19 protein-coding genes are annotated in these 23,786 nt (G+C 59.9%); 11 read left to right on the top strand and 8 right to left on the bottom strand.

The window, feature by feature from the left end; all coding sequences use genetic code 11:
* Positions 1-16: 16 nt before the first annotated feature.
* The 3 genes from AB5Y67_RS08970 to AB5Y67_RS08960 all read left to right on the top strand — a co-directional run bounded on the left by AB5Y67_RS08970 (position 17) and on the right by AB5Y67_RS08960 (position 2,534).
* The gene (locus AB5Y67_RS08970; protein ID WP_005337079.1) at positions 17-1,321 is read left to right on the top strand and encodes an inosine/guanosine kinase; all 1,305 of its coding nucleotides are present in this window, start codon (positions 17-19) and stop codon (positions 1,319-1,321) included.
* 180 nt (positions 1,322-1,501) lie between these two features.
* On the top strand, positions 1,502-1,864 hold the full coding sequence (locus tag AB5Y67_RS08965; protein ID WP_005337077.1) for a DUF2750 domain-containing protein: 363 nt from the start codon (positions 1,502-1,504) through the stop codon (positions 1,862-1,864).
* 175 nt (positions 1,865-2,039) lie between these two features.
* Positions 2,040-2,534 carry a hypothetical protein gene (locus AB5Y67_RS08960; protein WP_042055706.1) on the top strand — a complete coding sequence of 165 codons (495 nt, stop codon included), beginning with the start codon at positions 2,040-2,042 and terminating at the stop codon, positions 2,532-2,534.
* Here AB5Y67_RS08960 and AB5Y67_RS08955 read toward each other — a convergent pair.
* Positions 2,497-4,137 carry an EAL domain-containing protein gene (locus AB5Y67_RS08955; RefSeq protein WP_064338135.1) on the bottom strand — a complete coding sequence of 547 codons (1,641 nt, stop codon included), beginning with the start codon at positions 4,135-4,137 and terminating at the stop codon, positions 2,497-2,499. The genes AB5Y67_RS08960 and AB5Y67_RS08955 overlap by 38 nt on opposite strands.
* 189 nt (positions 4,138-4,326) lie before the next feature.
* Between AB5Y67_RS08955 and glgC the strand changes: the two genes are divergently transcribed.
* Positions 4,327-5,601 (top strand): glucose-1-phosphate adenylyltransferase, encoded by a 1,275-nt coding sequence (glgC, locus tag AB5Y67_RS08950; RefSeq protein WP_064338134.1) that lies wholly within the window; start codon positions 4,327-4,329, stop codon positions 5,599-5,601.
* An 84-nt stretch (positions 5,602-5,685) separates the two neighbouring features.
* Here the strand turns inward: glgC and AB5Y67_RS08945 are convergent, their stop codons facing one another.
* Together AB5Y67_RS08945 and AB5Y67_RS08940 are read right to left on the bottom strand one after the other, a co-directional pair.
* Complete coding sequence (locus tag AB5Y67_RS08945) at positions 5,686-7,683, bottom strand: hypothetical protein (RefSeq protein ID WP_064338133.1); 1,998 nt, start codon at positions 7,681-7,683, stop codon at positions 5,686-5,688.
* Positions 7,684-7,878: 195 nt separating this feature from the next.
* Entirely contained in the window at positions 7,879-8,430 is a 552-nt protein-coding gene (locus AB5Y67_RS08940) for a lipoprotein (protein WP_005337065.1), read from the bottom strand.
* A 283-nt stretch (positions 8,431-8,713) separates the two neighbouring features.
* Here AB5Y67_RS08940 and AB5Y67_RS08935 point away from each other — a divergent pair, with 283 nt between their 5' ends.
* The gene (locus AB5Y67_RS08935) at positions 8,714-9,433 is read left to right on the top strand and encodes a hypothetical protein (protein ID WP_234915175.1); all 720 of its coding nucleotides are present in this window, start codon (positions 8,714-8,716) and stop codon (positions 9,431-9,433) included.
* A 12-nt stretch (positions 9,434-9,445) separates the two neighbouring features.
* Here the strand turns inward: AB5Y67_RS08935 and AB5Y67_RS08930 are convergent, their stop codons facing one another.
* From AB5Y67_RS08930 to AB5Y67_RS08920, 3 genes are all read right to left on the bottom strand, one after another.
* Positions 9,446-9,907 (bottom strand): DUF2919 domain-containing protein, encoded by a 462-nt coding sequence (locus AB5Y67_RS08930; protein ID WP_047438295.1) that lies wholly within the window; start codon positions 9,905-9,907, stop codon positions 9,446-9,448.
* A gap of 148 nt (positions 9,908-10,055) precedes the next feature.
* Positions 10,056-11,003 (bottom strand): magnesium/cobalt transporter CorA, encoded by a 948-nt coding sequence (gene corA, locus AB5Y67_RS08925; protein WP_005337059.1) that lies wholly within the window; start codon positions 11,001-11,003, stop codon positions 10,056-10,058.
* Positions 11,004-11,296: 293 nt separating this feature from the next.
* Positions 11,297-12,940 (bottom strand): electron transfer flavoprotein-ubiquinone oxidoreductase, encoded by a 1,644-nt coding sequence (locus AB5Y67_RS08920; RefSeq protein ID WP_199428070.1) that lies wholly within the window; start codon positions 12,938-12,940, stop codon positions 11,297-11,299.
* A gap of 169 nt (positions 12,941-13,109) precedes the next feature.
* Between AB5Y67_RS08920 and AB5Y67_RS08915 the strand changes: the two genes are divergently transcribed.
* The 5 genes from AB5Y67_RS08915 (at position 13,110) to aroG (ending at position 18,886) form a co-directional block, all read left to right on the top strand.
* Positions 13,110-13,862 (top strand): electron transfer flavoprotein subunit beta/FixA family protein, encoded by a 753-nt coding sequence (locus AB5Y67_RS08915; RefSeq protein ID WP_150388964.1) that lies wholly within the window; start codon positions 13,110-13,112, stop codon positions 13,860-13,862.
* The gene (locus AB5Y67_RS08910; protein WP_150388965.1) at positions 13,859-14,785 is read left to right on the top strand and encodes an electron transfer flavoprotein subunit alpha/FixB family protein; all 927 of its coding nucleotides are present in this window, start codon (positions 13,859-13,861) and stop codon (positions 14,783-14,785) included. Before AB5Y67_RS08915 ends, AB5Y67_RS08910 begins: the two co-directional genes overlap by 4 nt.
* Positions 14,786-15,010: 225 nt before the next feature.
* Positions 15,011-16,099, top strand: a complete 1,089-nt coding sequence (gene serC, locus AB5Y67_RS08905) for a 3-phosphoserine/phosphohydroxythreonine transaminase (protein WP_150388966.1) — start codon at positions 15,011-15,013, stop codon at positions 16,097-16,099.
* Positions 16,100-16,326: 227 nt separating this feature from the next.
* Positions 16,327-17,610, top strand: coding sequence for a 3-phosphoshikimate 1-carboxyvinyltransferase (gene aroA / locus AB5Y67_RS08900; protein WP_005351267.1), 1,284 nt, complete (start codon positions 16,327-16,329; stop codon positions 17,608-17,610).
* A gap of 220 nt (positions 17,611-17,830) precedes the next feature.
* Complete coding sequence (aroG, locus tag AB5Y67_RS08895) at positions 17,831-18,886, top strand: 3-deoxy-7-phosphoheptulonate synthase AroG (RefSeq protein WP_005351268.1); 1,056 nt, start codon at positions 17,831-17,833, stop codon at positions 18,884-18,886.
* Positions 18,887-19,012: 126 nt separating this feature from the next.
* Here aroG and AB5Y67_RS08890 read toward each other — a convergent pair whose 3' ends face one another.
* Positions 19,013-20,608, bottom strand: a complete 1,596-nt coding sequence (locus AB5Y67_RS08890) for a methyl-accepting chemotaxis protein (RefSeq protein ID WP_199428069.1) — start codon at positions 20,606-20,608, stop codon at positions 19,013-19,015.
* Between the two features lie 256 nt (positions 20,609-20,864).
* Here AB5Y67_RS08890 and hutW point away from each other — a divergent pair, with 256 nt between their 5' ends.
* On the top strand, positions 20,865-22,226 hold the full coding sequence (gene hutW / locus AB5Y67_RS08885; protein ID WP_199428068.1) for a heme anaerobic degradation radical SAM methyltransferase ChuW/HutW: 1,362 nt from the start codon (positions 20,865-20,867) through the stop codon (positions 22,224-22,226).
* 111 nt (positions 22,227-22,337) lie between these two features.
* Here the strand turns inward: hutW and AB5Y67_RS08880 are convergent, their stop codons facing one another.
* On the bottom strand, positions 22,338-23,726 hold the full coding sequence (locus AB5Y67_RS08880; protein ID WP_005351275.1) for a DEAD/DEAH box helicase: 1,389 nt from the start codon (positions 23,724-23,726) through the stop codon (positions 22,338-22,340).
* Positions 23,727-23,786 lie beyond the last annotated feature (60 nt).

Below are 23,786 nucleotides of genomic sequence, written 5' to 3'. Positions count from 1 at the left end.
AGCACAGAACATTGCCATGAAATTTCCCGGTCAGCGCAAGTCCAAACACTACTTCCCTGTCGACAGACGCGATCCCTTGGTGCCGCAAAATCCCCTGTTAACCGAGCTGGGCAAAGCCTACGTCGTCGGGATTGATCAGACCCTGGTTGATATCGAAGCCCATGTGGATGAAGACTTTCTGACCCGTTATGGTCTGAGCAAGGGGCACTCCGTCGTCATCAACGACGACGTGGCAGAACGCATTTATGACGAGCTCAAGGCCAACAACATGGTGGTGAGCGAGTTTGCCGGTGGCACCATTGGCAACACGGTACACAACTACTCGGTACTGGCCGATTCCCACTCCATCCTGCTGGGTGTGATGAGTCAGGATATTCGCATCGGCTGCTACGCCTACCGTTATCTGTGCAACACCTCTTCCCGCGTCAATCTGGACTATCTGCAGCCGGTGGATGGCCCCATCGGTCGTTGCTTCACCTTCATCACCGAGTGCGGCGAGCGCAGCTTCGGTATCAACGCCGGCAAGATGAACCAGCTGGATGTGCAGCACATTCCGGAGGATGTGATCAAGGGGGCGTCTGCCCTGGTGATCACCGCCTATCTGGTGCGTGGCGACGATGGTGACCCGATGAAAGAGGCGGCCATGACCGCGGTGCGTTATGCCCGTGAGGCCGGTATTCCCGTGGTGCTGACCCTGGGCACCCGTTTCGTCATCGACGAAAACCCCCAGTGGTGGCGCGACTTCATTGCCGAGAACGTGACCGTGCTGGCGATGAACGAAGACGAAGGTGAAGCCCTGACCGGTATCGCTGATCCGCTCGGTGCTGCCGACAAGGCGCTCGACTGGGCCGACATGGTGCTCTGTACTGCTGGCCCCATCGGCCTCTATATGGCGAGCTACACCGACGAGGACTACAAGCGCGAGACCACTCATACCCTGTTGCCGGGCGTTATCCCCGAGTTCAACATGTATGAGTTCAGCCGCCCGATGGCCCGGGCCAAGTGCCGTAAACCGGCCCGTATCTACTCCCACATCTCCCCGTACATGGGTGGCCCGGAGAAGATCAAGAACACCAACGGGGCAGGGGATGGCGCCCTTTCCGCCGTGCTGCACGACATGGTGGCCAACTCCTATCACCGGATGAATGTGCCCAACTCCGCCAAGCACATCTCCGAGTTCCTGACTTACTCCTCACTGGCCCAGGTGTGCAAATACGCCAACCGCGTCAGCTACGAGGTGTTGGCCCAGAGCAGTCCCCGTCTCTCCCGCGGTTTGCCGGAGAAAGAGGACAGCCTGGAAGAGGTTTACTGGGAGCGTTGATCTCCTGAATCTGCAAGACGCCTCCATCGGGAGGCGTTTTTGCAGGCAAATGGGAGTTATCCCGGCTTTTTTCCCGGAATAACCCCAATATGCTTGAGTCCATGTCACTTTTACGACACCATTTGGCCATCGTATTGTCGCCCGACAATGCCGCAGCACCCGAAAGAAAGAGAGAATCCCATGAGCATGCTTAACGACAACCTTGACGCCAATTTCCAACTGTTTATCGAACAAGTCCGCGAGTCGGGTCAGGTGTGGGGTCTGCGCTATGGGGAAGACTGGGTCGTCTGCCGCTCCGCCGAATTTGAAGATGCCGACGTGATGCCGCTCTGGTCTGCCGAAGAGGACGCCCGTCTGCATTGCGTCGATGAGTGGGCCGATTACGAGCCGGAAGTGATCGATCTGGAAGAGTTTCTCGATATCTGGATCAACGATCTGGATGAAGACGATGTACTGGTCGGCCCGAATTGGAACGCCGATCTGGAAGGCCAGGAGCTCGAACCCATCGAGCTGGCCAAGGCTCTGGTTGAACTGGACGCCTGAAAGCGCCTCCATTGATGGCCTGAACGCACAGGCCATCGGGACAAAGACCGGCATCCGTGAGGGTGCCGGTCTTTTTTATGGTCGAATAGCCCGATTGATGAGTTAAAAGCCGATTTGCCTTTGCACCTGTCAGGGGGATGGTCCATCATCAACCTTTTGCCAAGGGAGGAGCGCCATGTTTGTATTCGACGTAACGGGAGCTGCGGGTGAGAAGGCCAGTATTCGGGTGCAGGCCCTGGATTGGGCGCAAGCCGGACCAGTGACCTTCCAGTGCGATGACGATCAGCTGGCGGTCGTGCTTCTGAGCGGTTGTCGTTGCGACGCGGTGGGCTTTTTCAACCTGTTGGCGGGGTGTAAACCTCTCTATATCGAACAGTGGCTCAGCTATCTGCAGGAGAGTGGTCGCATTGGCAAGTGGAGTCACCAGACCGAGAGTCCCGCCGATGGGGACTATCTGGCCAGAGCAGGTCTGGAGCACGATGAACTCAATACCCTGCTTGGCCAGGTCTATCAGGTGGCGGGGTTCAATCGCCTGCAAATCAACCGTTACCTCAAGAACCGCCACAACCCCACCACCCTGGCGACCCGGTACGATCAGAAAGAGCTGGAGCGCTATCGCCAGCTCAATGACATCATTCTGACCCTTTTGAAGCTGAAGCATCCTCAGTAAAGAGCCCCAGCTGGCTGATATCCGGTCGCAGCGGTTGCGGCCGGGCGATCAGATAGCCCTGCAAGCCATCCACGTACATCCCCTGCAGCAGCTGTTTCTGGCCAAGCTGTTCTACCCCCTCTGCAATCACCTGACACCCCATCCGATGTGATACATCGACGATCATCCGCACGAACTGCTGGTTGGTCTGATCCTGCTCCAGTCCGGTGATCAGGGCAGGATCGAGCTTGATGTAGTCGGGCTTGAGCTCGCGAAACAGGGTAAAGGAACCGATCCCCTTGCCGAAATTGGCGATGGCCGAGCGACTGCCGTTGCGGCGCAGCAGTTCAAACACCCGCTTGGCGCCGGTCAGGTTGCGCTCCAGATGCTCTTCATCCAGTTCGAACACCAGATTGGCGCTGGTATTGGGATCTTTGAGCAGCTGGCGGTCCAGCCAGATCAGGAAGGCGCTGTTTTGCAGCAGGTTGGGGGAGAGGTTGATCCCCCAGCGACTCTGGTTGGCACCAAAGGCCCGGTACTGGCGCATGATGTGGGTAATGACCAGTTGCTCCAGCCGCATCACCATATCGAGCCGCTGGGCCATGGCAAACAGGGTGTCGGTGGGCAGGGCGGTGCCGTCATTGCCGCTGAAGCGGGTGTAGATCTCGTTGTAGGCCAGCATGCTACGGTGCAGGGGCTGGATCGGCTGGTAAGTAAAGCTGAGGCGCTCCTGCGCCAGCACTTCGGTCAGCACGTCGCGCCAGTGGTGTTGCCCCTGTAGCTCGGAGGCGCTGTCATCCTGCTGGATGGCCCAGCCGTTGATGGTTTCAGTCTGGGCGCGAGCCAGCGCCAGATCCGCTCTGGCCAGCACAGCTTCGATTTTCTGGCCGCTGCTGAGCTTGGTCAGCCCCGAGTAACCGGTGCTCTCCAGCTCGTGCTGATCCTGATAGTGATCGAAGGCCACCTTCAAATCCTGCCCCAGCAGATGGGGGGGAATATTGGCCACCGGTTGCACCAGCACGGCAAAATCGGCCCCCGAGATGCGGTAGACCTGATTGCCCGGGAAGCGGCTTACCACCCGCTTGATAAGGGCCGCCATGTCCTTGATGTAGGCATCACCAGACTGGAAGCCGCGCTGGGCGTTGATCTTGCCAAGCTCGGTGGCACGGATCAGCACCAGGGTCGCGGTCTGGGTGTCCTGATCCCGCTGCAGCAACTCGGTCATGTCGCGGCGAAACGCGTGGCGGTTGAGTAGCTGGGTCAGCTCGTCTGTGGTGGCCAGGTTGCTGAGCTCGGTCAGCTGGCGATGAGCGCTCTGCTCGGCGCTTTCGAACTGTTCCAGCAGCTGTTGCAGCACCTCCTGGGAGGCGGGCTCATCGAGTTGTGAGGGATCCCGCCCCCTGATCGCCTTGACCCAGGTTAGCTCCTGATGCTGGAGCATGCCATCCATGGTGCGGATGGCCAGCATCAACAGCAGGATCATGCCAAGCAGTGTGGTGGCCAGAATAATGGCCAAAGTGAGCGGTGTGCTCTGAAGGGCCAACCAAACTGCTTGCAGGAGCAGCAGGGGTATGGTCACTATGGTGGCGATCAGAAAGAGGGTGCGTCCGAGCTTGTGAACCATCTTGTCATCCTTGAAGTGGCTGCTTTGTGGGGGAATTTTAACCAAGCTGGCGGAGCAAAGCATGCTATTCCTCGCAACTCGGTGAAAAGGGTCAATTGAGATCGGTTAAATGTGAGTGAAACCACTTTCACAGGTGCCGAAACAGGCGAAGATGAGTTGAAAATAGATCAAACAAGGCAGAGGTAAATCATGTTGTTAGAGCCCGAAAATAGTGCCAAAGCACGACAATTATTGAACCAGAGTATGGCACTGGTGTTGGCGGGTGGACGTGGTAGTCGCCTGAAGCAGTTGACTGACAACCGCGCCAAGCCTGCCGTCCATTTCGGTGGCAAATTCCGGATCATTGATTTTGTGCTCTCCAACTGTATCAACTCGGGGATCCGCCGCGTTGGTGTAGTCACCCAATACAAGTCTCACAGTCTGCTGCGTCACCTGCAATCGGGCTGGTCCTTCCTGCGTTACCAGATGAACGAATTCATCGACCTGCTCCCTGCCCAGCAACGGGTGGACGAGGTGCACTGGTATCGCGGCACCGCCGATGCCATCTATCAGAACGTCGATATCATCCGTGACTACGGCCCCAAATACCTGGTGGTGCTGGCGGGGGATCACATCTACAAGATGGATTACGCTGCCATGCTGCTCGACCATGTGCGCCTTGGCGCCAAGGTGACTGTGGCTTGTATCGAGGTGCCGCGGGCTGAGGCATCCGCCTTCGGGATCATGGATATCGACGAGCAGCGCAAGATCCGCGCCTTCGTCGAAAAACCGGCCAATCCGCCCGCCATGCCGGGTTGCGAAGATCGCTCGCTGGCCTCCATGGGGATCTATATCTTCGAGGCGGAGTACCTCTATCAACTGCTGGAGGAGGATATTCATAATCAGGACTCCAAACACGACTTCGGGATGGATGTGATCCCCCGCATCGTGGAGGAGGGGATGGCATTTGCTCACCCCTTCAACATGTCCTGTGTCGGGGCGCGCGAGGGGCAAAAGCCCTACTGGCGTGACGTGGGTACGCTGGACTCCTTCTGGGAAGCGAACATGGATCTCGCCTCCGTGCTGCCCGAGCTCGATATCTACGATCAGAACTGGCCCATCTGGACCAGCCAGACCCTGACGCCACCGGCCAAGTTTGTGCAGGATCGCAATGGTCAGCATGGCATGACCATCAACTCCATGTTCTCGGGCGGTACCATCGTCAGTGGGTCATTTGTGCTCAACTCGGTGCTCTTTACCAATGTGCGGGTGCACTCCTTCTGCACCTTGGATCAGGCCATCATCTTCCCCGGGGTAGAGATTGGTGCCGGTTGCCGTCTGCGCCGGGTGGTGGTGGATAAAGGGTGTGTGCTACCCGATGGGCTGGTGGTGGGCGAGAATGCCGATGAGGATAGCCGCCGCTTCTACCGCTCCGAGCAGGGGATTGTGCTGGTGACCAAGGAGATGCTGGACAAGCTGGCTTGAGGAAGGCCCTTGAAACTGTGTCAGACGCTGTAATGCAAAGGGAGCCAACTTGGCTCCCTTTTTCATGCTGGTGAATGGCGAGGATTATTCGCTAACCACTGCTTTAGCGGCCATCACCATGGCGGTGCCGTGCTTGCCACCGGCGGCGGTCACTTGCGGTACGCCATCTTCGTCGGTATCGCTGCCGGCACCTTCGATGATGTTCTCGCCGGAGTCACCGATCCACTCAGCCATCTGCATGCCACCGTTGACGGTGCCACGGAACCAGCTGACGTACTGACCGGTCAGCTTGGCCAGCTCCAGCTCGGGCGCCTTCTCGGCCCCTTCGTTGCGCAGGTTCAGCATGGCAGAGCGCAGGGCGCCGGAGATGGCAGCCTGGGTCCAGGGAGTGTATTCACCCTGTTTACCCGCCAGCCAGGTGCCCGCCTTGGCATTGAAGTAGGCCTTGTCGGCAGCGATAAACAGCTCGCGGGCAGCGGTGCGGTACTTGGCATCGGAGGTAGCGAGGAACGCAGCGGTCAGACCACGGATGGCTGCGAACTGTGCATCGATGGAGTGGCCGGCATCGAGCTTGCCACCTAGCGTGATGCCGTCATGCACCAGACCATTTTTGCCCTTGAGGTTGGCAAGGATGAAATCGGCCTGCTTGCGGATAAGCTCAAGCGCTTGCTGACCCTGCCTGGTCTTGAGGTTCAGCTCGCCATTGTCACCGGCGGCGTAGCCGACCGGCAGCGCATCCTGAGCGCGCTGGAAGATCTGCAGGGCGACCAGTGCGTAAGCGGCGTCAAAGGTGGTGACGTGCTTGCCCTGTTTGCCTGCCTGCCAGCTGTCGACCAGGGTGCCAGCCTTGGTATCAAAGTGCAGGGCTACCAGGTTCTTGAAGGTGAGGTTTGAGAGATTGATCGCCAGCGAGAAGGCATCGCTGCCCGTGACCGCTTTGCCCAGGTCATTGGTCTTGTTGGCAGCCGGTGCGGCGGCAAACGGCGCACCGTCAAACACGGCGTGGAAGGCCGGGTTCTGGTTGGTGTTGGCGCTGCGCTGATCGCTGAAGGCATAGAACTCGGAGAGCGGCCACAGCATCATCCAGGCATCGCGCAGCTGGGCGGAGCCATCCACCACCTCCAGCTTGCCGATGGCACCGGCATCGTTGTTGCTGGTTTCGGTCACTTTCACCTGATGGGGGAAGTAAATCACGCCCTTGGCCGGATCGTACTGCGGGGTGATTTTGGCGCCCAGTTGCTTGCCATCGAAGCCGAGCTGGTTCTGCATGATGGCTAGCTTGTCGATGGATTGCTCGGTCAGCATCATGCCGTTGAAGCCATCGGCGGCAGAGACGCCCAGCTTGTGCTTGCCATCCTGATCCATGGTCGCGGAGGCGGCTTCTACCTCTTCATCGGTCTCGGCCACGTGCATGCCGCCGAGGAAGTCCTGCGACCACATCACCTCTTTGAGCAGGATGCCGCCCACCGCTGCGGGCACCAGCAGGTTGTCACTGCCGCTCCAGCGGAGGGTGCTGTAGTCACGGAAGTAGGCGGGCACCTGGGTCTTGACGGTTTTCTCGGTCCCTTTGGCGGTCTTGATGGTGATCTGGTCACCATTGACTGGAGTGGTATTCACTGCCTGGGCAAACTCCGGGTTGGCGGAGGCGTAGGGCAGGGAGAGGGGATACATGCCCTGCGGCACTTCATCAGCCGGGAAGCCAACGGCGTCGGCCATGGCCAACACCCGTTGCCCCAGAGAGGCCATGGTGCCGCCTCGGGCCAGGTTTTGCGGCCCGTTTACCAGATGAGGACCCATGCCGGATTGGTAGTTGAGGGCGTACATCGCCTCTTCGGAGTATTCGTAGGATTCGATGCCGGCAGCGAAGTCGAACGGGGTCGGCTCATCGGCACGGTTGGCATCCAGCACATCCAGGTCCAGCCCCAGCGCTTCGGCCAGCGGCTCACCGGAGAGCTCGAATTCGGTATAGGCCAGCATGTTGGCGGCGGTATTGAATGTCTTGTCTTCGACTTTGACGGCAGCGTGTGCGGCGCCGCTGATCAGTGCGCAGGCGATCGCCTGAACCAGTACGGTTTTTCTCATGTCCCTTCTCACCATTGGTTTTATTATTGACGCTTCTCATGACGAATCTAAATGAGAATGGTCTGCATTATGCTGTGTTGAGGGGGACTTGAGAAGTAAAAAACCGCCCCATTCGGCTGCACGTTAAACCGGATGTGCGCTGTCGAATAGGACGGTTATCTGTTGAGCGCGCTGAAAGTGCCAGCGCTGCGGGGATCAGAGCAGCTTGAACGGGATGACCAGACGGCCCGGCTCTACCTTGAGGGCTTCGACCTTCTCCTTGATCCTGGCTTCGTTCTTGCGGCTGCTGTCGAGGCGGTAGACCGGCGTCTGCGACAGGAACAGGGAGAGCGACTGATTGAAGGTGGGCAGCAGCGGGGTGAGGGCGGCCCCGATATCGGCCGGCTCGGTCTTGACCGAGACAAGCTCAAGGTCGCGCAGATAGATGGCGCCTTGATCGGCCACATAGTCCGGACGGGCGCTCAGGGCAAAGCGGATCTTCATCTGCTGGCTGCCAAGGGGACTGCTCACCTGCAGGTCGCCAGCGGCATCCAGCTCGATGCGATCTGCTTGTTTGCGGCCGATACGGCTCTGCATCTCATCCAGACGGATCTTGCTCGACATGATGCCGGGGATCCCCAGCTGTTTTTCAAAAGAGACCTGATCTTTGAGGTACTGGTTGATTTCGGCCTCGCTGACGTTGTACTGGGTCAGGGAGCAGGCTCCCAGCAGCAGGGCGAGAGGGAGTAACAACAGCTGTTTCAACATGATGGATTCCGCTTGGGCAACTATGATGGCGCTATCTTACGCGATAACGGGCGTGGAATGAGAGCCTCATACCGTGGGAAATCACGGAGTTGCTGCATTCCCGACTGTTTTTTGGCAACCGCCGGGTTCATCATCGACGGGTGAACGGAATAGGGCTGAGCTGTTGCTTCGGGCACTGAGCAGAGAGAAGAGAACAGAGAGCGAGAAGAGCAAAGAGAACGAGGAGAGCGTAATGGTTCGGATGGGCAAGGTTGGCCGCAGGGCGCTGTTTTGGCTTGGCTGCATGATGGGACTCTGGAGCCCGTCGCTGTGGGCCGAGGTAAAGGTGATCCCGGTATTCGAGGCGCAGGCGGCGGTGCAGACCCTCAAGGAGATCTATCCCCAGCTTGGGGTCAGCGCCATGGGTAATCAGCTGGTGCTGAGCGGGACGCCAGCCCAGCTGCAGGAGGCCGAAGCCACGCTGGCGCAGATCAACCAGCCACCGCAAAGTCTGCTTATCGAGTGGCGGGTCGATGGTGCCGCCAGCGGTCAGCAACTGGGGGGCTCAATCAGTCGCGACGAGGCCAAGCGGCAGTGGTTGCTCGATGGCAGCGCACAGCAGTACCAGCGCAGCCAGAACGACAGCTGGCAGGTGCGCGGGCTGTCGGGCCGTCCCGTGCTGCTGCAGATGGGCTCCTATCAACCGGTGACTTTCTACCAATGGAACGGGGGGGCCGTGGTGGGGATGATGCCGCTGGTGAACGGCCTCTATGCCACGGCCACCTTGATTGGCGATCGGGTGCAGATTGCGCTGAGCAGTGAACAGGCGAGGCTGGATCAGGGCACCATCAATCGTGGGCAGAGTGCCACCGAGGTGAGCGGGGCCCCGGGCCAGTGGCTGACGGTGGGGGAGCTCTCGACCAGCTCAGCGGATCAGGGGAGCAGCCTCGGTACCCAGCTACAGGGGGGGCGAGGCAGCCAGAGCGAGCGCCAGACTCTGCAGATCCGGGTCACTCGTCAATAGGTGTCAGCCCCGTCAGTGGGGCTGATCTGCGGCATATTCCCGCAGTTGGCGACTGCGCAGCAGATACCAGAGCGCCCAGAGGCTGGCGACCAGCACCAGTGCGGTGGGCCAGCTGAATGACCACTTCTGCAGATTGAGGCTGTGCAACTGCATCAGCAGGCCGCTGACGGCAGAGCAGAGCAGCAGCAGCGGGCTGTGGCGCCGGAGTCTGGCGCGAATGCTCTGGGTCTGCTGATAGGTGCCGCCGCAGGCGAGCAACGCCAGGATGGCGGGCACGTCGGTCAGCAGGCTGATGTAGAGGGTGATCTTGTCTGGATAGAAGAGGGTCAGGATCTCGCTGCCGCGCTCGCGGGTGACCCCTGCCATCAAAAAGAGCCAGACCGAGCGGGTCAGCAACAGGGCGATGGGCCAGAACCAGAGGGGCGGGCGCAACTGGCCGTGATCGTCATATCGGTGTTCGGGGTAGAGGGTCATGGTTGCCCGTTATCCACTTGAATTGAGTGATGAAGGGGATATGGGGCGACGAAGCGCCCTTTGCAAGGCGTTGGGCGTGGCGCAAATTAATCGGGGGGCCATGCCCCCCAATCGGTTTCTTCAGATATCGCAGCGCGCGTCGGCGGCGTTACAGCCAGCCTTTGCGCTTGAAGAAGAGGCCGGTGCCGAGCGATGACATCACCATCAGCACCAGTGACATGGGATAACCATACTCCCAAGCGAGCTCCGGCATGCGGCCGAAGTTCATGCCGTAGATACTGGCGATCAGGGTCGGCGGCAGGAAGATCACGGCGGCTACCGAGAAGATCTTGATCACCTTGTTCTGCTCCAGATTGGTCACCCCCATGGAGGCCTCCAGCTGGAAGTTGATCTTGTCGAACAGGAACTGGGTGTGGGGCAACAGGGATTCCACGTCGTGCAGCATCTCGTCGATCCACTTGTTCTGCTCAAGGCTCATGCGCTGGCGCAGGCTGCGTTTGAGGAAGCGCAGGGCGCGGCGGGTATCGTGCAGAGAGAGACGGATCTGGCCGTTGGCCTCTTCCTGTGCCATCAACTCTTTCAGCATGGGGTTGATCTGATCCGGCTCGAAGATCTGATCGGCGGTGTTTTCCAAGGTCTTGTAACCATCTTCGATAAGGTCGGAGAGGTACTCCACCTTGAGGTTTTGCACTTCCAGCAGGATGTCGAGGGCATCCTCCACCTCCAGCCGATCCTGGCGCATATAGTGGCGCAGCAGGCGCACCAGCCCGATGTCATCTTCACGAATGCTGATCAGCAGGTTGTTGCGCAGGGTAAAGGAGACGTGGACACCCTTGGTGTCACGACCGATCCGCTGGGGAAACAGGGAGTGAATGTGCAGACCATCGGTATCCCAGTAAAAACGGGCGGATGCTTCGATGTCGTCGAGCTCTTCCTTGTCGGGGACCTCTTCCAGGAACAGGCCCGTCAACCATTCTCGCTCTGCCGTGTCCGGCTTATAGGCATCCAGCCAGACCGTGTTGTCAGGTACTATGTCGTCAGGCCCGAGCGTGACTATGTCCAGCACCTTGTTATTGAGAATGTAGGCGGTGATCATCTGTCCCCCCTTAAAAAGTCATGGGTAATCAGGGATGGTTGCACAGGTCATGCGGCCTTAGATCGCTGCAGAAGGCGATCCCGTGGATAAGCAGATCGGGCCGATGGAAAACCTGAATGCGGCGAACTATACAGGGGCGGGCCGCGCTTGTCAGGGGCTATTCATCAGGGATTCAGCTTGTTTGTTCAAAAAAACAGCGAGGTCGGATCACCTGAGTGGCTATGCGGGGTAGAACCCAGCCTTTGGCTGGGGGAGGGCTAGCTGGGGCTGCTTGTTGCCGCTGCCCCGCTTCATCACATATTCGGATAATTGGGCCCGGAGCCCCCCTGTGGCGGCGTCCAGATAATGTTTTGACTGGGGTCCTTGATATCGCAGGTTTTGCAGTGGATGCAGTTGGCGGCGTTGATCTGCAGTTTGGGCGCGCCTTCCATTTCAAGCACTTCAAACACCCCTGCCGGGCAGTAGCGTTGGGCGGGTTCGGCCCAGGTGGGCAGATTGACCTCGACCGGAATGCGCTCGTCCTGCAGCTTGAGGTGGCAAGGTTGATCCTCGTCGTGACTTGTGTTGGCCAGATACACAGACGAGAGCTTGTCAAAGCTCAGCTTGCCATCGGGTTTGGGATAAGGGATGGGCTTGCAGCGGCTGGCCACGCGCAACTGACGGTAGTCGTGAGCCTTATCGAGCAGCTTGAAGGGCGAGTTTGCGCCAAACAGCCGTTGCTCCAGCCAGTTGAAGGCACCGCCCAACCAGGGACCATAGCGATGAAGAGCCGCGCCGAAGTTGCGCGCCGCCTTGAGTTCGCGGGCCAGCCAGCTCTGGTGCAGCTCGTCACCATACTGGGCCAGATCCCGGCCCCCTTCATCGCCCCCCCGCAGCGCCATCGCGACGGTTTTTGCCGCCAGCATCCCCGATTTCATGGCGGTGTGGATCCCCTTGATGCGGGAAAAGTCGAGGGTGCCGGCATCGCAGCCGATCAGCAGGCCGCCCGGGAAGTGCATACGGGGCAGGGCGTGCCAGCCCCCCTTGGTGATGGCGCGGGCGCCATAGCTGATGCGTTCACCCCCTTGCAACACGCCGGCGATAAGCGGGTGATGCTTGAGGCGCTGGAATTCGTCGAACGGGCTGAGCCAGGGATTCTGGTAGTTGAGATCGACAATCAGCCCTACTGCCACCTGATCCCCCTCCATGTGATAGAGATAGAAGCCACCGTGGCTATTGCCGCCCCCCTGCTTGCCAAGGGGCCAGCCACTACCGTGTAGCACCTGTCCCGCTTTGCCTTGGCCAGCAGGCAGTTGCCACAGCTCCTTGAAGCCGATGGCATAGTGCTGGGGCTGGGCAGGGCTGGCCAGGTTGAAGTCGGCGATCAGCTGCTTGCCGAGATGACCGCGGGCCCCTTCGGCAAAGAGGGTGTAGCGACCGAGCAGTGCCATGCCGGGCACATGATCAGCTTTTGGATTGCCCGCCCGATCCAGCCCCAGATCGCCGGTGATGACCCCCTTGACCCGGCCCGCTTCCATGATAAGTTCGCTGGCGGTAAATCCCGGGTATATTTCGACTCCCAGTTTTTCCGCCTGTTGGCCAAGCCAGCGGCAGAGATTGCCCAGACTGACCACATGGCAACCCTCATTGTGCATCCGGGGCGGCACCGCCCAAGCGGGGAGTTGCAGGGAGCGTTGCTCGCTTTGCAGCAGATGCACCTGATCGTCGTTGACCGGTACGCCGAGCGGCGCTTGCTGCCAGCAATCCGGCAGCAGCTCTTGCAAGGCGACGGGATCAAACAGGGCGCCGGAGAGCAGATGGGCGCCAATTTCGGTCCCCTTCTCCAGCAGACAGACAGAGAGAGTGGCATCCTGCTGTTTCAGGGCGATGGCTGCACTGAGCCCCGCCGGACCGCCGCCGACGATGACGACATCAAATTCCATTGCTTCCCGTTCCATCTTGCCTCTGCGCTCTGGTTGGCCTAGGGTAATGCTGGTAGTTTACGTAAACGTAAAGCAGTTGTAAGCAAAGCTGAGCAAGAAAAAGCAAAAAATCAGGGAAGAGAGTACTGCAACAAACGCAGAGGCACACTAATGAATTCAATCCAAAGAGACGAGGCATGACCCCATGAAGCTGCTGGTCGCGATCAAACGGGTAGTCGACTACAACGTCAAGATCCGGGTGAAGGGAGACGGCTCCGACGTGGAGCTCGCCAATGTGAAGATGGGGATCAACCCCTTTTGTGAAATTGCGGTGGAGGAGGGGGTCAGGCTGCGGGAAGCCGGGGTTGCCAGCGAACTGGTGGTGGTGACCTTCGGCCCTGACGCTGCCGCCGAGCAACTGCGCCATGGGCTGGCGCTGGGGGCGGATCGGGCGCTGCATTATGTCACCGATGAGACGCTCACCCCGCTGACGGTTGCCCGCGCCTTGCACAAGGTGTGTGGGCAGGAGCAGCCGGATCTGGTGCTGCTTGGCAAGCAGTCCATCGATTCAGACAACAATCAGGTGGCCCAGATGCTGGCTGCCCTAAATGATTGGCCGCTGGCGACCTGCGCGTCAGCCCTCAAGGTGGAAGCGGGAGAACTGCTGGTGACTCGCGAAATCGACGGTGGCCTCGAGACCCTGGGCATGCCGTTGCCTGCGGTGGTGAGCGCCGATCTGCGTTTGAATGAACCGCGTTTTGCCTCGCTGCCGAACATCATGAAGGCCAAGCGCAAGCCGCTTGATAGCGCTCCGTTCTCGACACTCGCCGTTGAGGTGGCCAACCAGACCCGTTTGCTCGGGGTGATGGCGCCGCCAGCCCGCAGCGCCGGGATCAAGGTGGGCTCGGTGGACGAGCTGGTGGACAAACTCAAACACGAAGCGAAGGTGCTGCCATGAGCGTGCTGATCATTGCCGAACATCATCAGGGCCATCTGGCCGACAATGTGGCACAACTGGTCACCGCCGCCGGATCCATCGGCGGTCAGGTTGACCTGCTGTTGCTCGGGCAGGGGCTGACCGAGGCGGGTGAACAGGCGGCTGCCATTGGCGGTGTCGACAAGGTGTTGCTTGCCGAACATCCCCGCTTGGCCGACGGGCTGCTGGATGGGGTGGACAAGCTGCTGGCCAGCTGGTGCGAAGGTTACAACCACTGCCTGATGGCGGCGAGTGCCATGGGCAAGGCGCTGCTGCCACAGGTGGCGGCTCGCCTCGGGGTGGAGATGCTCTCCGAGGTGACGGCTATCGAGAGCAGCGACACCTTCCTGCGCCCCATCTATGCGGGCAATGCCATTGCCAGAGTGGCAAGCTCGGCGCCCGTCAAAGTGATGACGGTGCGGGCCACCGCGTTTGCCAAGGCGGCGACGGGCGGGCAGGCTCTCATCGAACGCTTGGCCGTGCCCGAATTCGTTGGCCGTACCCGGCTGGCCGAGCGCCGCGCGGTGCGCTCCAGCAGGCCCGAACTGACCGCCGCCCGGGTGGTGGTCTCCGGTGGCCGGGCACTGGGCTCCAAGGCGCAGTTTGCTTTGATAGAAGCGCTGGCCGACAAGCTGGGCGGTGCCGTGGGGGCATCGCGAGCCGCCGTTGATGCGGGATATGTCGCCAACGATCTGCAAGTGGGGCAGACCGGCAAGGTGGTGGCGCCCGAGCTCTATATCGCGGTCGGCATTTCGGGCGCCATCCAGCATCTGGCGGGAATGAAGGAGTCGAAGGTGATTGTGGCCATCAACAAGGACAGCGATGCCCCCATCTTTCAGGTGGCGGACTACGGGCTGGTGGGGGATCTCTTCACTCTGCTGCCGGAGCTCACCGCCAAACTGTAAATTTGTCAGAAATGGCTGGGCTGTGGTCGTTTATGCGCTCTGCCCGCCATTTCTGTGCATGTTCCCTGCAAGCCCTGACCCGTTCAGGGCTTTTTCTACTGCAAGGGGGAGGCAGAGTGACGGTAAAAGGTTGAGCCAGCTACCAAAAAGCCTTTGATCCGCTGGCTGCTCTTGTGTAAAACCTGACAAGTCATCGATTACTCTCATCCACTCACGGAAAGCGTCATGAGCAAACAGATTTACAACTTCTGCGCCGGCCCCGCCATGCTGCCGGTTGAAGTCATGGAGCGCGCCCAGCGCGAATTTTGTAATTTTCAGGGGCTGGGAGCCTCGGTCATGGAGCTTTCCCATCGCGGCAAGCCCTACATGGCGGTTGCCGAGAAGGCCGAAGCGGATCTGCGCGAGCTGCTGGCGGTGCCGGACAACTACAAGGTGCTCTTCATGCACGGTGGCGGCCGCGGTCAGTTCTCCGCCGTGCCCATGAACCTGCTGGGTGGCGCCAACAAGAAGGCGGACTTCCTGCTGACCGGTGTCTGGTCCCAGAGCGCTGTGGATGAAGCCAAAAAGTATGGCGATATCCAGACCTTCCAGGGGGTTGCCAAGAACGAGCAGGGGATCTCCCACCTGCTGCCGACCCCGGCGTTTCGCGCCGATGCGGCCTATGTTCACTACTGCTCGAACGAAACCATCGACGGCATCGAGATGTTCGACATCCCGGCCACCGGCGAGGCGCCGCTCGTAGCAGATCTCTCCTCCACCATTCTCTCCCGTCCTCTCGACGTGAGCCGCTTTGGCATCATCTATGCCGGTGCCCAGAAAAATATCGGCCCGTCCGGGCTTGCCATCGCCATCGTGCGCGATGATCTGCTGGATCAGGCCAGAGCCGATGTCCCCTCGATTTTCGACTACCAGCTCACCGCCAAGAACGACTCCATGTTCAACACGCCGCCCACCTACGCCTGGTATCTGGCCGGTCTGGTGTTCGAGTGGCTAAAAGAACAGGGTGGCCTCGAGGCGATGGAAACGCGCAACAAGGAGAAGGCCGACTTCCTCTATGACTATCTCGATCAGTCGAGCTTCTATGGCAATCAGGTCGATGTCAGCTGCCGTTCGCGGATGAACATCCCGTTCCAGCTGAAAAATGCCGAGCTGGACAAGCAGTTCCTGGCCGAATCGGAAGCCGCTGGCCTGCTGGCCCTCAAAGGGCACCGCATCGTCGGTGGCATGCGCGCCAGCATCTACAACGCCATGCCGCTGGAGGGAGTGAAGGCCCTGGTCAGCTTTATGGATGGCTTTGCCAAGCGCAACGGCTGAGAACAGAGCCCCTATGTGTTTGCTGGTGGCCTCTCGTGACAACCAGTGAGCCGCTTCCAGCTATTGCAGTGATTCAAGACGCCGGGGATACCCCGGCGTCTTTTTTTCAACAGAACCAGTGCGCTGGCGTTTACCGTGCGATTTCCCCTGAAAGTGCCCTTGCCGAGCGGGACGCAGGCTGTTAACGTCCGGACAGGCGTTTATTTTTGAGATAGCACAGGAAGCCTATGAATTCGTTGCGTTTGGAACCCATTTCTCGTGTGGCCGGTGAGGTCAATCTGCCCGGCTCCAAGAGTGTCTCTAACCGTGCGCTGCTGCTGGCGGCGCTGGCTCGTGGCACCACCCGTCTGACCAACCTGCTCGACAGCGATGACATTCGTCATATGCTGGCTGCGCTGACCCAGCTCGGGGTCAAGTACAAGCTCTCTGCCGACAAGACCGAGTGTACCGTTCAGGGGCTGGGCCGCAGCTTTGCGGTGAAAGAGCCGGTCAATCTGTTTCTCGGTAACGCCGGTACCGCCATGCGCCCGCTCTGCGCCGCCCTGTGCCTCGGCTCCGGTGAATATACCCTGGGCGGCGAGCCGCGCATGGAAGAGCGTCCCATCGGCCATCTGGTGGATGCCCTGCGTGAAGCAGGTGCCCATATCCAGTACCTGAAACACGATGGTTATCCGCCGCTGGTGGTGGATGCCAAGGGGCTGTGGGGCGGCGATGTGCACGTCGATGGCTCCGTCTCCAGCCAGTTCCTGACCGCGTTTTTGATGGCGGCGCCGATGGCGGCCGGTGATACCCGGATCCACATCAAGGGGGAGCTGGTCTCCAAGCCTTATATCGACATCACCCTGCACATCATGAAGCAGTTCGGGGTGGTCATCGAGCACGACAACTACAAGCTGTTCTACATCAAGGGCAACCAGACCTACATCAGCCCGGGTGACTTTCTGGTGGAAGGGGATGCCTCGAGCGCCTCCTACTTCCTCGCGGCGGGCGCCATCAAGGGCAAGGTGCGGGTCACCGGTATCGGCAAGCACAGCATTCAGGGTGATATCCACTTCGCCGACGTGCTGGAGAAGATGGGCGCGCGCATCACCTGGGGTGATGATTTCATCGAGGCGGAGCAGGCGCCGCTGCACGGAGTGGATATGGACATGAACCATATTCCCGATGCGGCCATGACCATCGCGGTTGCCGCGCTGTTTGCCGAGGGGCCGACCTCCATTCGCAATATCTACAACTGGCGGGTGAAGGAGACCGATCGTCTGCACGCCATGGCGACCGAGCTGCGCAAGCTGGGCGTTGAAGTGGAGGAGGGGCATGACTTTATCACCGTGACCCCGCCGACCCAGCTCAAGCATGCCGAGATCGATACCTACAACGATCACCGTATCGCCATGTGCTTCTCGCTGGTGGCGCTGTCGGATACCCCGGTCACCATCAATGATCCCAAGTGCACGTCGAAGACCTTCCCGGATTACTTCGACAAGCTGGCCAGTATCAGCCAGCGTGGCTGATCACTGACAAACCCGTCATCACCGACGCTTCGGGCCCGCGCTGAGCGGGCCTTTTTGCCTTCCTCACCAGTATCGTCATTTCGCTTAGCATCATTTCAATAACTTGCAAGATTGCCATATAAAATAGTTTTGTAATTGCTGTAATTTCCTATTTACACATGCCCTGTCGCGGGCTATGTTGAGATTTCCTAATCGCAGTCATCTAGCAGGAAGCCTTGTCATGCAGCATCAAACCGACGACGTTCGTATCAGTGAAATCAAAGAGTTATTACCCCCGGTTGCGGTGCTTGAGAAGTTTCCGGCTACCGAGGTGGCCTCGTCCACCGTTTTTGAATCCCGTCAGGCCATTCACAATATCCTGGCTGGCGAAGATGATCGTCTGCTGGTGGTGATTGGTCCTTGCTCCATCCATGATCCGGTTGCCGCGCTGGAGTACGGCAAGCGCCTCAAGGCGTTGCGCGACGAGCTGAAAGGTCAGCTGGAGATCGTGATGCGGGTCTACTTCGAAAAACCGCGCACCACAGTGGGCTGGAAGGGGCTGATCAACGATCCGTACCTCGACAATAGCTGCAAGATCAACGACGGTCTGCGCATTGGTCGCAAGCTGTTGCTGGATCTCAATGACATGGGGCTGCCGACTGCCTCCGAGTTCCTCGACATGATCACCCCGCAATATGTGGCGGATCTGATGAGCTGGGGTGCGATCGGCGCTCGTACCACCGAATCCCAAGTGCACCGCGAGCTGGCCTCCGGTCTCTCCTGTCCGGTGGGCTTCAAGAATGGCACTGACGGCACCATCAAGGTTGCCATCGATGCCATTGGCGCTGCCAGTGCGCCGCACCACTTCCTGTCGGTCACCAAATACGGTCACTCCGCCATCGTGGCGACCCGCGGCAACCCGGACTGTCACATCATTCTGCGTGGTGGTCGTGAGCCGAACTACAGCGCCGCCCATGTCAGCGAAGTTGTGAAGGGGCTGGAGAAGGCCGGTCTGCCACAGAAGGTGATGATCGACTTTAGTCACGCCAACAGCAGCAAACAGTTCAAGAACCAGATGGTGGTGGCTGAAGATGTAGCCGGTCAGCTGCGTGCCGGCAGCAAGGCGGTGTTTGGTGTGATGGTGGAGAGCCATCTGGTAGAAGGCCGTCAGGATCTGGTGGAAGGGTGTGAACTCACCGTCGGTCAGAGCATCACCGATGCCTGCATCGGTTGGGCCGATACCGAAGTGCTGTTGCGCAATCTGGCGGATGCCGTCGCAACCCGTAACGCCCGTTAAAGCTATCTTGGCGGCGCTGTTAATAGTCAGCGCGCCGCTGGAGTAGCAACGCGGCCGTTCGGCCAAATCGAATCCATAAAGCAAAAGCGCGACCCTCGGGTCGCGCTTTTTCGTTGGTGAAGTTGATTACCAACGGTAGGTTTTCAGCAGAGCCTCCAGTTTCTGACACTGCTCCACCAGCTGGATGCTGGCGAGATTGGCGGCGTGCGCCTGACCCAGGGTGTCGTTGGAGGTGTTGCGAATATCGCTCACCGAGCTGTCTACCTCATGGCAGACCCTGTCCTGCTCTTCGGCCGACTGCGCCATCTGGGCGTTGAGGTCGTTGATGCGGGCGATGCGCTCGATGATGTTCTGCATGGCTGCCAGGGTCGCTTCGGTCTTGCTGATGCTCTCATCGGCTTTGCTTTTTGCATCCCCGATCACCGTAACTGCGCTCTGGGCCTCATTTTGCAGGGCGGCGATCATCTGTGAGATCTCTTCGCTGGCGGCGCGGCTGCGGTTGGAGAGGGCCCGCACTTCATCGGCTACTACCGCAAAGCCACGGCCTTGCTCACCTGCCCGGGCTGCTTCAATCGCAGCGTTGAGGGCCAGCAGGTTGGTCTGATCGGCAATCCCCTTGATCACCTCGAGCACACCGTCAACCGCCAGGCAGCGGCTGTCGAGCTGCTGGATCACCTGATCCACCCGATCGATCTCTGCCGACATCTCGCCCATGTCGGTGATGGAGTGCTGGGCGAGACGGCTGGTGTCAGCGGCATCCTGATTGGTGAGGGCGGAGAGCTCGGCGCTGTGGCGGGCATGTTCGCGCACTTCATGAGAGCTGGCGGCCAGCTCGCTCACGGCGGTGGCGACCTGGGTAGTCATCCCCTCTTGCTGGCGGGCCGAGTTTTCGGTCTGGGTCGCCACTTGACGGATCTGGTTTGATTCCTGATAGAGCTGGTGGGTCGCCCCTTCCACCTCCTGCAGGCTGTGGCGGAATCCCTGCACCATGTCATTGACGGCGCGGGTCATCTGGCCCAGTTCATCCCGGCTGTCATTGACCAGGGGGAGGGCGAGGTCGCGCTCTTTGGCCATCCGGATCATGGTGAGCTGCAACTGGCGTAGGGGGTGTTTCACGTAGCGTTGCAATACCCACCAGAGCAAGCCGAAGCCGAGGCTGAAGACGGCGGCCAGGCTGCCACTCAGGATCAGGTTGTTGTGGCGGATCTCGCCGAAGGTGTGGCTGAGGTCATAACTGATCCGCACCGCCCCCATCACGGTCCCTTCATTGACCTGGTGACAGGTGAGGCACTGGGTGCCGCGATACTCCTTGTAGGCTTTGAACGGTTTGATCAGGGTGAGCAGGTTGCCCTGCTGCTCCAGAATGGCTTCGCCCTGATTGATGGCTCGCTCATCGAGGGGATCCTGCGCTTTCTGATCCGGGTGACCCGGGCCAAACAGGTTGCTGACGGCGGGGGCGCGTACCAGACGGGCTTCAACGATGCCCGCTTCACTCTTGAGTTTGGTCTGCACTATCTGCCGATTGGCCATGCCACCGGTCATCATCAGCACGTTCACCTGATCCATATAGGTGTTGGCCATGCTCTCAACTTTCTCCTCTGCCAGCCGGATGGCGAGATCCCGTTGCAGCCAGGCGGAGAGTTCGAAGCAGAGGCCAAAGGTGGTGCTGATGACCAGCGCAAGAGGGAGGAATATTTTCCAGTTCAAGGAGAGGTTATGCATTTTGGGCAAGTTCCATGCGCTTGGTGTTGTTATGTGATCCCGTATCATCTTGATCGTAGACGAAGAAACGGCGGGAGATGGTTCTCTATCGGCACACGATAACCACTCTTGAGTAAATAATCTGTTAAGCAGATCGGTAATGCAGGTTGCCAAAATGCCTTTCGGGAGGGGTGCTGCTCCTCGGGTTGATCCAGAACAAATTGCCAGTAACGATAATCGTTATCATTGTCATTATTTACTGATAATAGTGACCATCATGAATCTGACCCCTTCCATGACCGGTATTGCCACGCCGGATCCTCTCAAGTTTGCTTTTAGCGCCAAGACCTCGGCTCACGCCAGTCGGGGAGGGATGCGCCCTTTCCCGCTGGATGAGGCTGGCTGGCAGAGCTGGTGGCAGCGAGAGAGTGAAGCTGAGGAGCGCGCCCTCTACATCCATATTCCGTTTTGCCGCAAGCGCTGCAGCTTCTGCAATTTCTTTGAAAATGGCGCCAATCCGGCGCGGATCAACCGCTATGTCAATGCCTTGTGCGCCTCCCTTGCGCAGGCGGCTGACACCCCGCTGGCGCAGAGCATGCCATTTTCAGCCGTCTATGTGGGGGGGGGTACGCCGACCGACATGAGCGCCGACGAGCTGGCCATGCTGGCCGCCGTGATCCGCCGTTTCCCATTGGCGGCCGATGCCGAGGTGACGCTGGAGGGGCGTCTCAACGGCTTTGATGATGAGAAATGGCAGGTTGCGCTGGCGGGGGGCTTCAACCGCTTTTCCTTCGGGGTGCAAAGCTTTGATACCCGGGTGCGTCAGCAGGCGGCCCGTTTCGATGACAGGGAGACCTTGCTGACCCGTCTGGGTGAGCTGACCCGGGATGATGCGGCTGTGATCGTGGCGGATCTTATCTTTGGTCTGCCCGGTCAGGATGATGCCGTGTGGCAGCAGGATATCCGCGATGTGATGGCGAGCGGTGTACACGGGGTCGATCTCTACCAGCTCATCGCCATGCAGGGCACCAATCTGGAGCGGGCGCAGGAGAAGGGCACCCTGGATTGGCTAGCCGATGGTCAGCAGCGGGCGGCCATGTATGCCTATGGCGGAGCGCAACTGGAAGCCCACGGCTGGGAGCGTCTCTCTTGCAGCCACTGGCGGCGCAGTCCGGCTGAGCAGAGTCGTTATAACCAGATGGCCAAGCGCGGTGCGGAGATCCTCCCCTTTGGCGCCGGTGCTGGGGGCAGCATTCTTGGCCACGGCTTGATGTATGGACGGGATCTGGCCCCTTGGCACGACGCGCTGGCCAGTGGCAAGCGGGCGCCCGGGATGGTGATGGGACGCAATCCCAATGCAAGGATGGACGGTCTGCTGCGTGGCGCCCTCGACAGTGGCGTGCTGGCGCTGGATCGTCTGCCAGCGACTTTGCTGACCCATCTGATGCCGCTTTTTGTCGCCTGGCAGCAGCACGGGCTGGCGGAGATCGGGAGCGCACGGTTGCAACTCACCCTCGCCGGACGCTTCTGGAACGTCAATATGCAGGCTGGCTTGTTCGAGTTCTTGCAGCTCAATCCGCTCGATGGTTCAGCGCCGCCCAGCCATGGTACCGCCGCGGTGCGCCATTCGCTGGTTTGAGCCCGAGCGGAGCATTTGCACGGAGCACTTGCATGGCTCCGAGCGATCCATAACGAAAGAGGGAGCCTTGCAGGCTCCCTCTTTTGGCTTGGCAGTTAGCGTCGCGCGAGCTTACTCGTCGCTGCTCTCCTGATAGCTGTCACGCTGCGCCTTGGGCAGGCGGCGCATTGGCGCAAAGCCGATATCCTCGCCCACCACTTCCCGCTTGCGGGCCGGTGCAGTTTTTTTGCTGGCGTCACCCTTGGCTTTGCCCTTGCCCGCGGCTGGCTTGCCCTTGGCATTGCTGCTCTTGGCGTTGGCATGACCGCGAGCCCGAGGCGGGTTCTGCACCGGCTTGCTGCCGGGCAGAGTCTGGCGACTCGGCTTGCCGCTTGGCTCATACCCTTCCAGGATCTCCACGGACAGGGATTGGCCGATCAGGGCTTCGATCGCCTTGAGCTGACCCAGCTCGTCCTGACTGACCAGCGAGATGGCCTCGCCGCCACGACCGGCGCGGCCGGTACGGCCGATACGGTGGATGTAATCTTCCGCCATCTGGGGCAGTTCAAAGTTGATCACGTAGGGCAGTTGATCGATGTCCAGACCGCGGGCGGCGATATCGGTCGCTACCAGCACCCGCACCTCGCCACTGCGAAAATCGGCCAGCGCCCGGTTGCGGGCTCCTTGGCTCTTGTCACCATGGATCGCCACGGTATTGAGACCATCTTTTTGCATCTGCTGGGCGAGGCGGTCGGCGATCTGCTTGGTGCGAACAAACACCAGCACCCGCTGCCAGTTGCCACGGCCAATCATGTGGGAGAGCAGCTCGCGGCGGCGTTCCCGATCCACCTGAATGATGCGCTGGGTCACCTGCTCGGCGGCAGTATTGCTGGGGTCCACCTCGATGAGTGTAGGGTCGTTCAGCAGGTCATCCGCCAGCGCCTTGATGTCGTTTGAGAAGGTGGCAGAGAAGAGCAGGGTTTGCCGCTCTGCAGGCAGCGCCTTCATGATGCGGCGGATGTCGACGATAAAGCCCATGTCGAGCATGCGATCCGCTTCATCCAGCACCAGCACTTCCAGCTGGCTCAGGGTCAGGGCGCCCTGGGTCAGCAGATCCAGCAGACGGCCCGGGGTGGCGACCAGAATGTCCACCCCCAGCTTGATTGCGTCCAGATTTGGCTTGATGCTGACACCGCCATAGGCGATCAGAGTCTTGAACGGCAGGTGGTGGGCATACTTGATGATGCTCTCGCCCACCTGTGCCGCCAGTTCGCGGGTCGGGGTCAGTACCAGTGCGCGCACCTGACGACGGCCACGACCATGGTTGGCCAGCAGACGCTGCAACATCGGCAGGGTGAAACCGGCCGTTTTGCCTGTGCCTGTCTGAGCGCCGCCGAGCACATCCTGACCGGCCAGAATGGCCGGAATCGCTTGCTGCTGGATGGGGGTTGGCTGTTCGTAACCCAGCTCCTTGACGGCCCGCAGAATATGCGGAGACAGACCCAGTTCGTTGAATGACATGTTCGAGAGAAACTCCTGAGATGAGCCTTTGGCTCAACGGGCAGCCAGCGTGTTGGGGCC

The sequence above is a fragment of the Aeromonas sp. s12 genome (assembly GCF_040907925.1).
GTDB classification, from domain to species: Bacteria; Pseudomonadota; Gammaproteobacteria; order Enterobacterales; family Aeromonadaceae; genus Aeromonas; species Aeromonas veronii.
The sequence above is the reverse complement of the archived record's forward strand: the minus strand, read 5'-3'. Positions and strand labels throughout refer to the sequence as shown.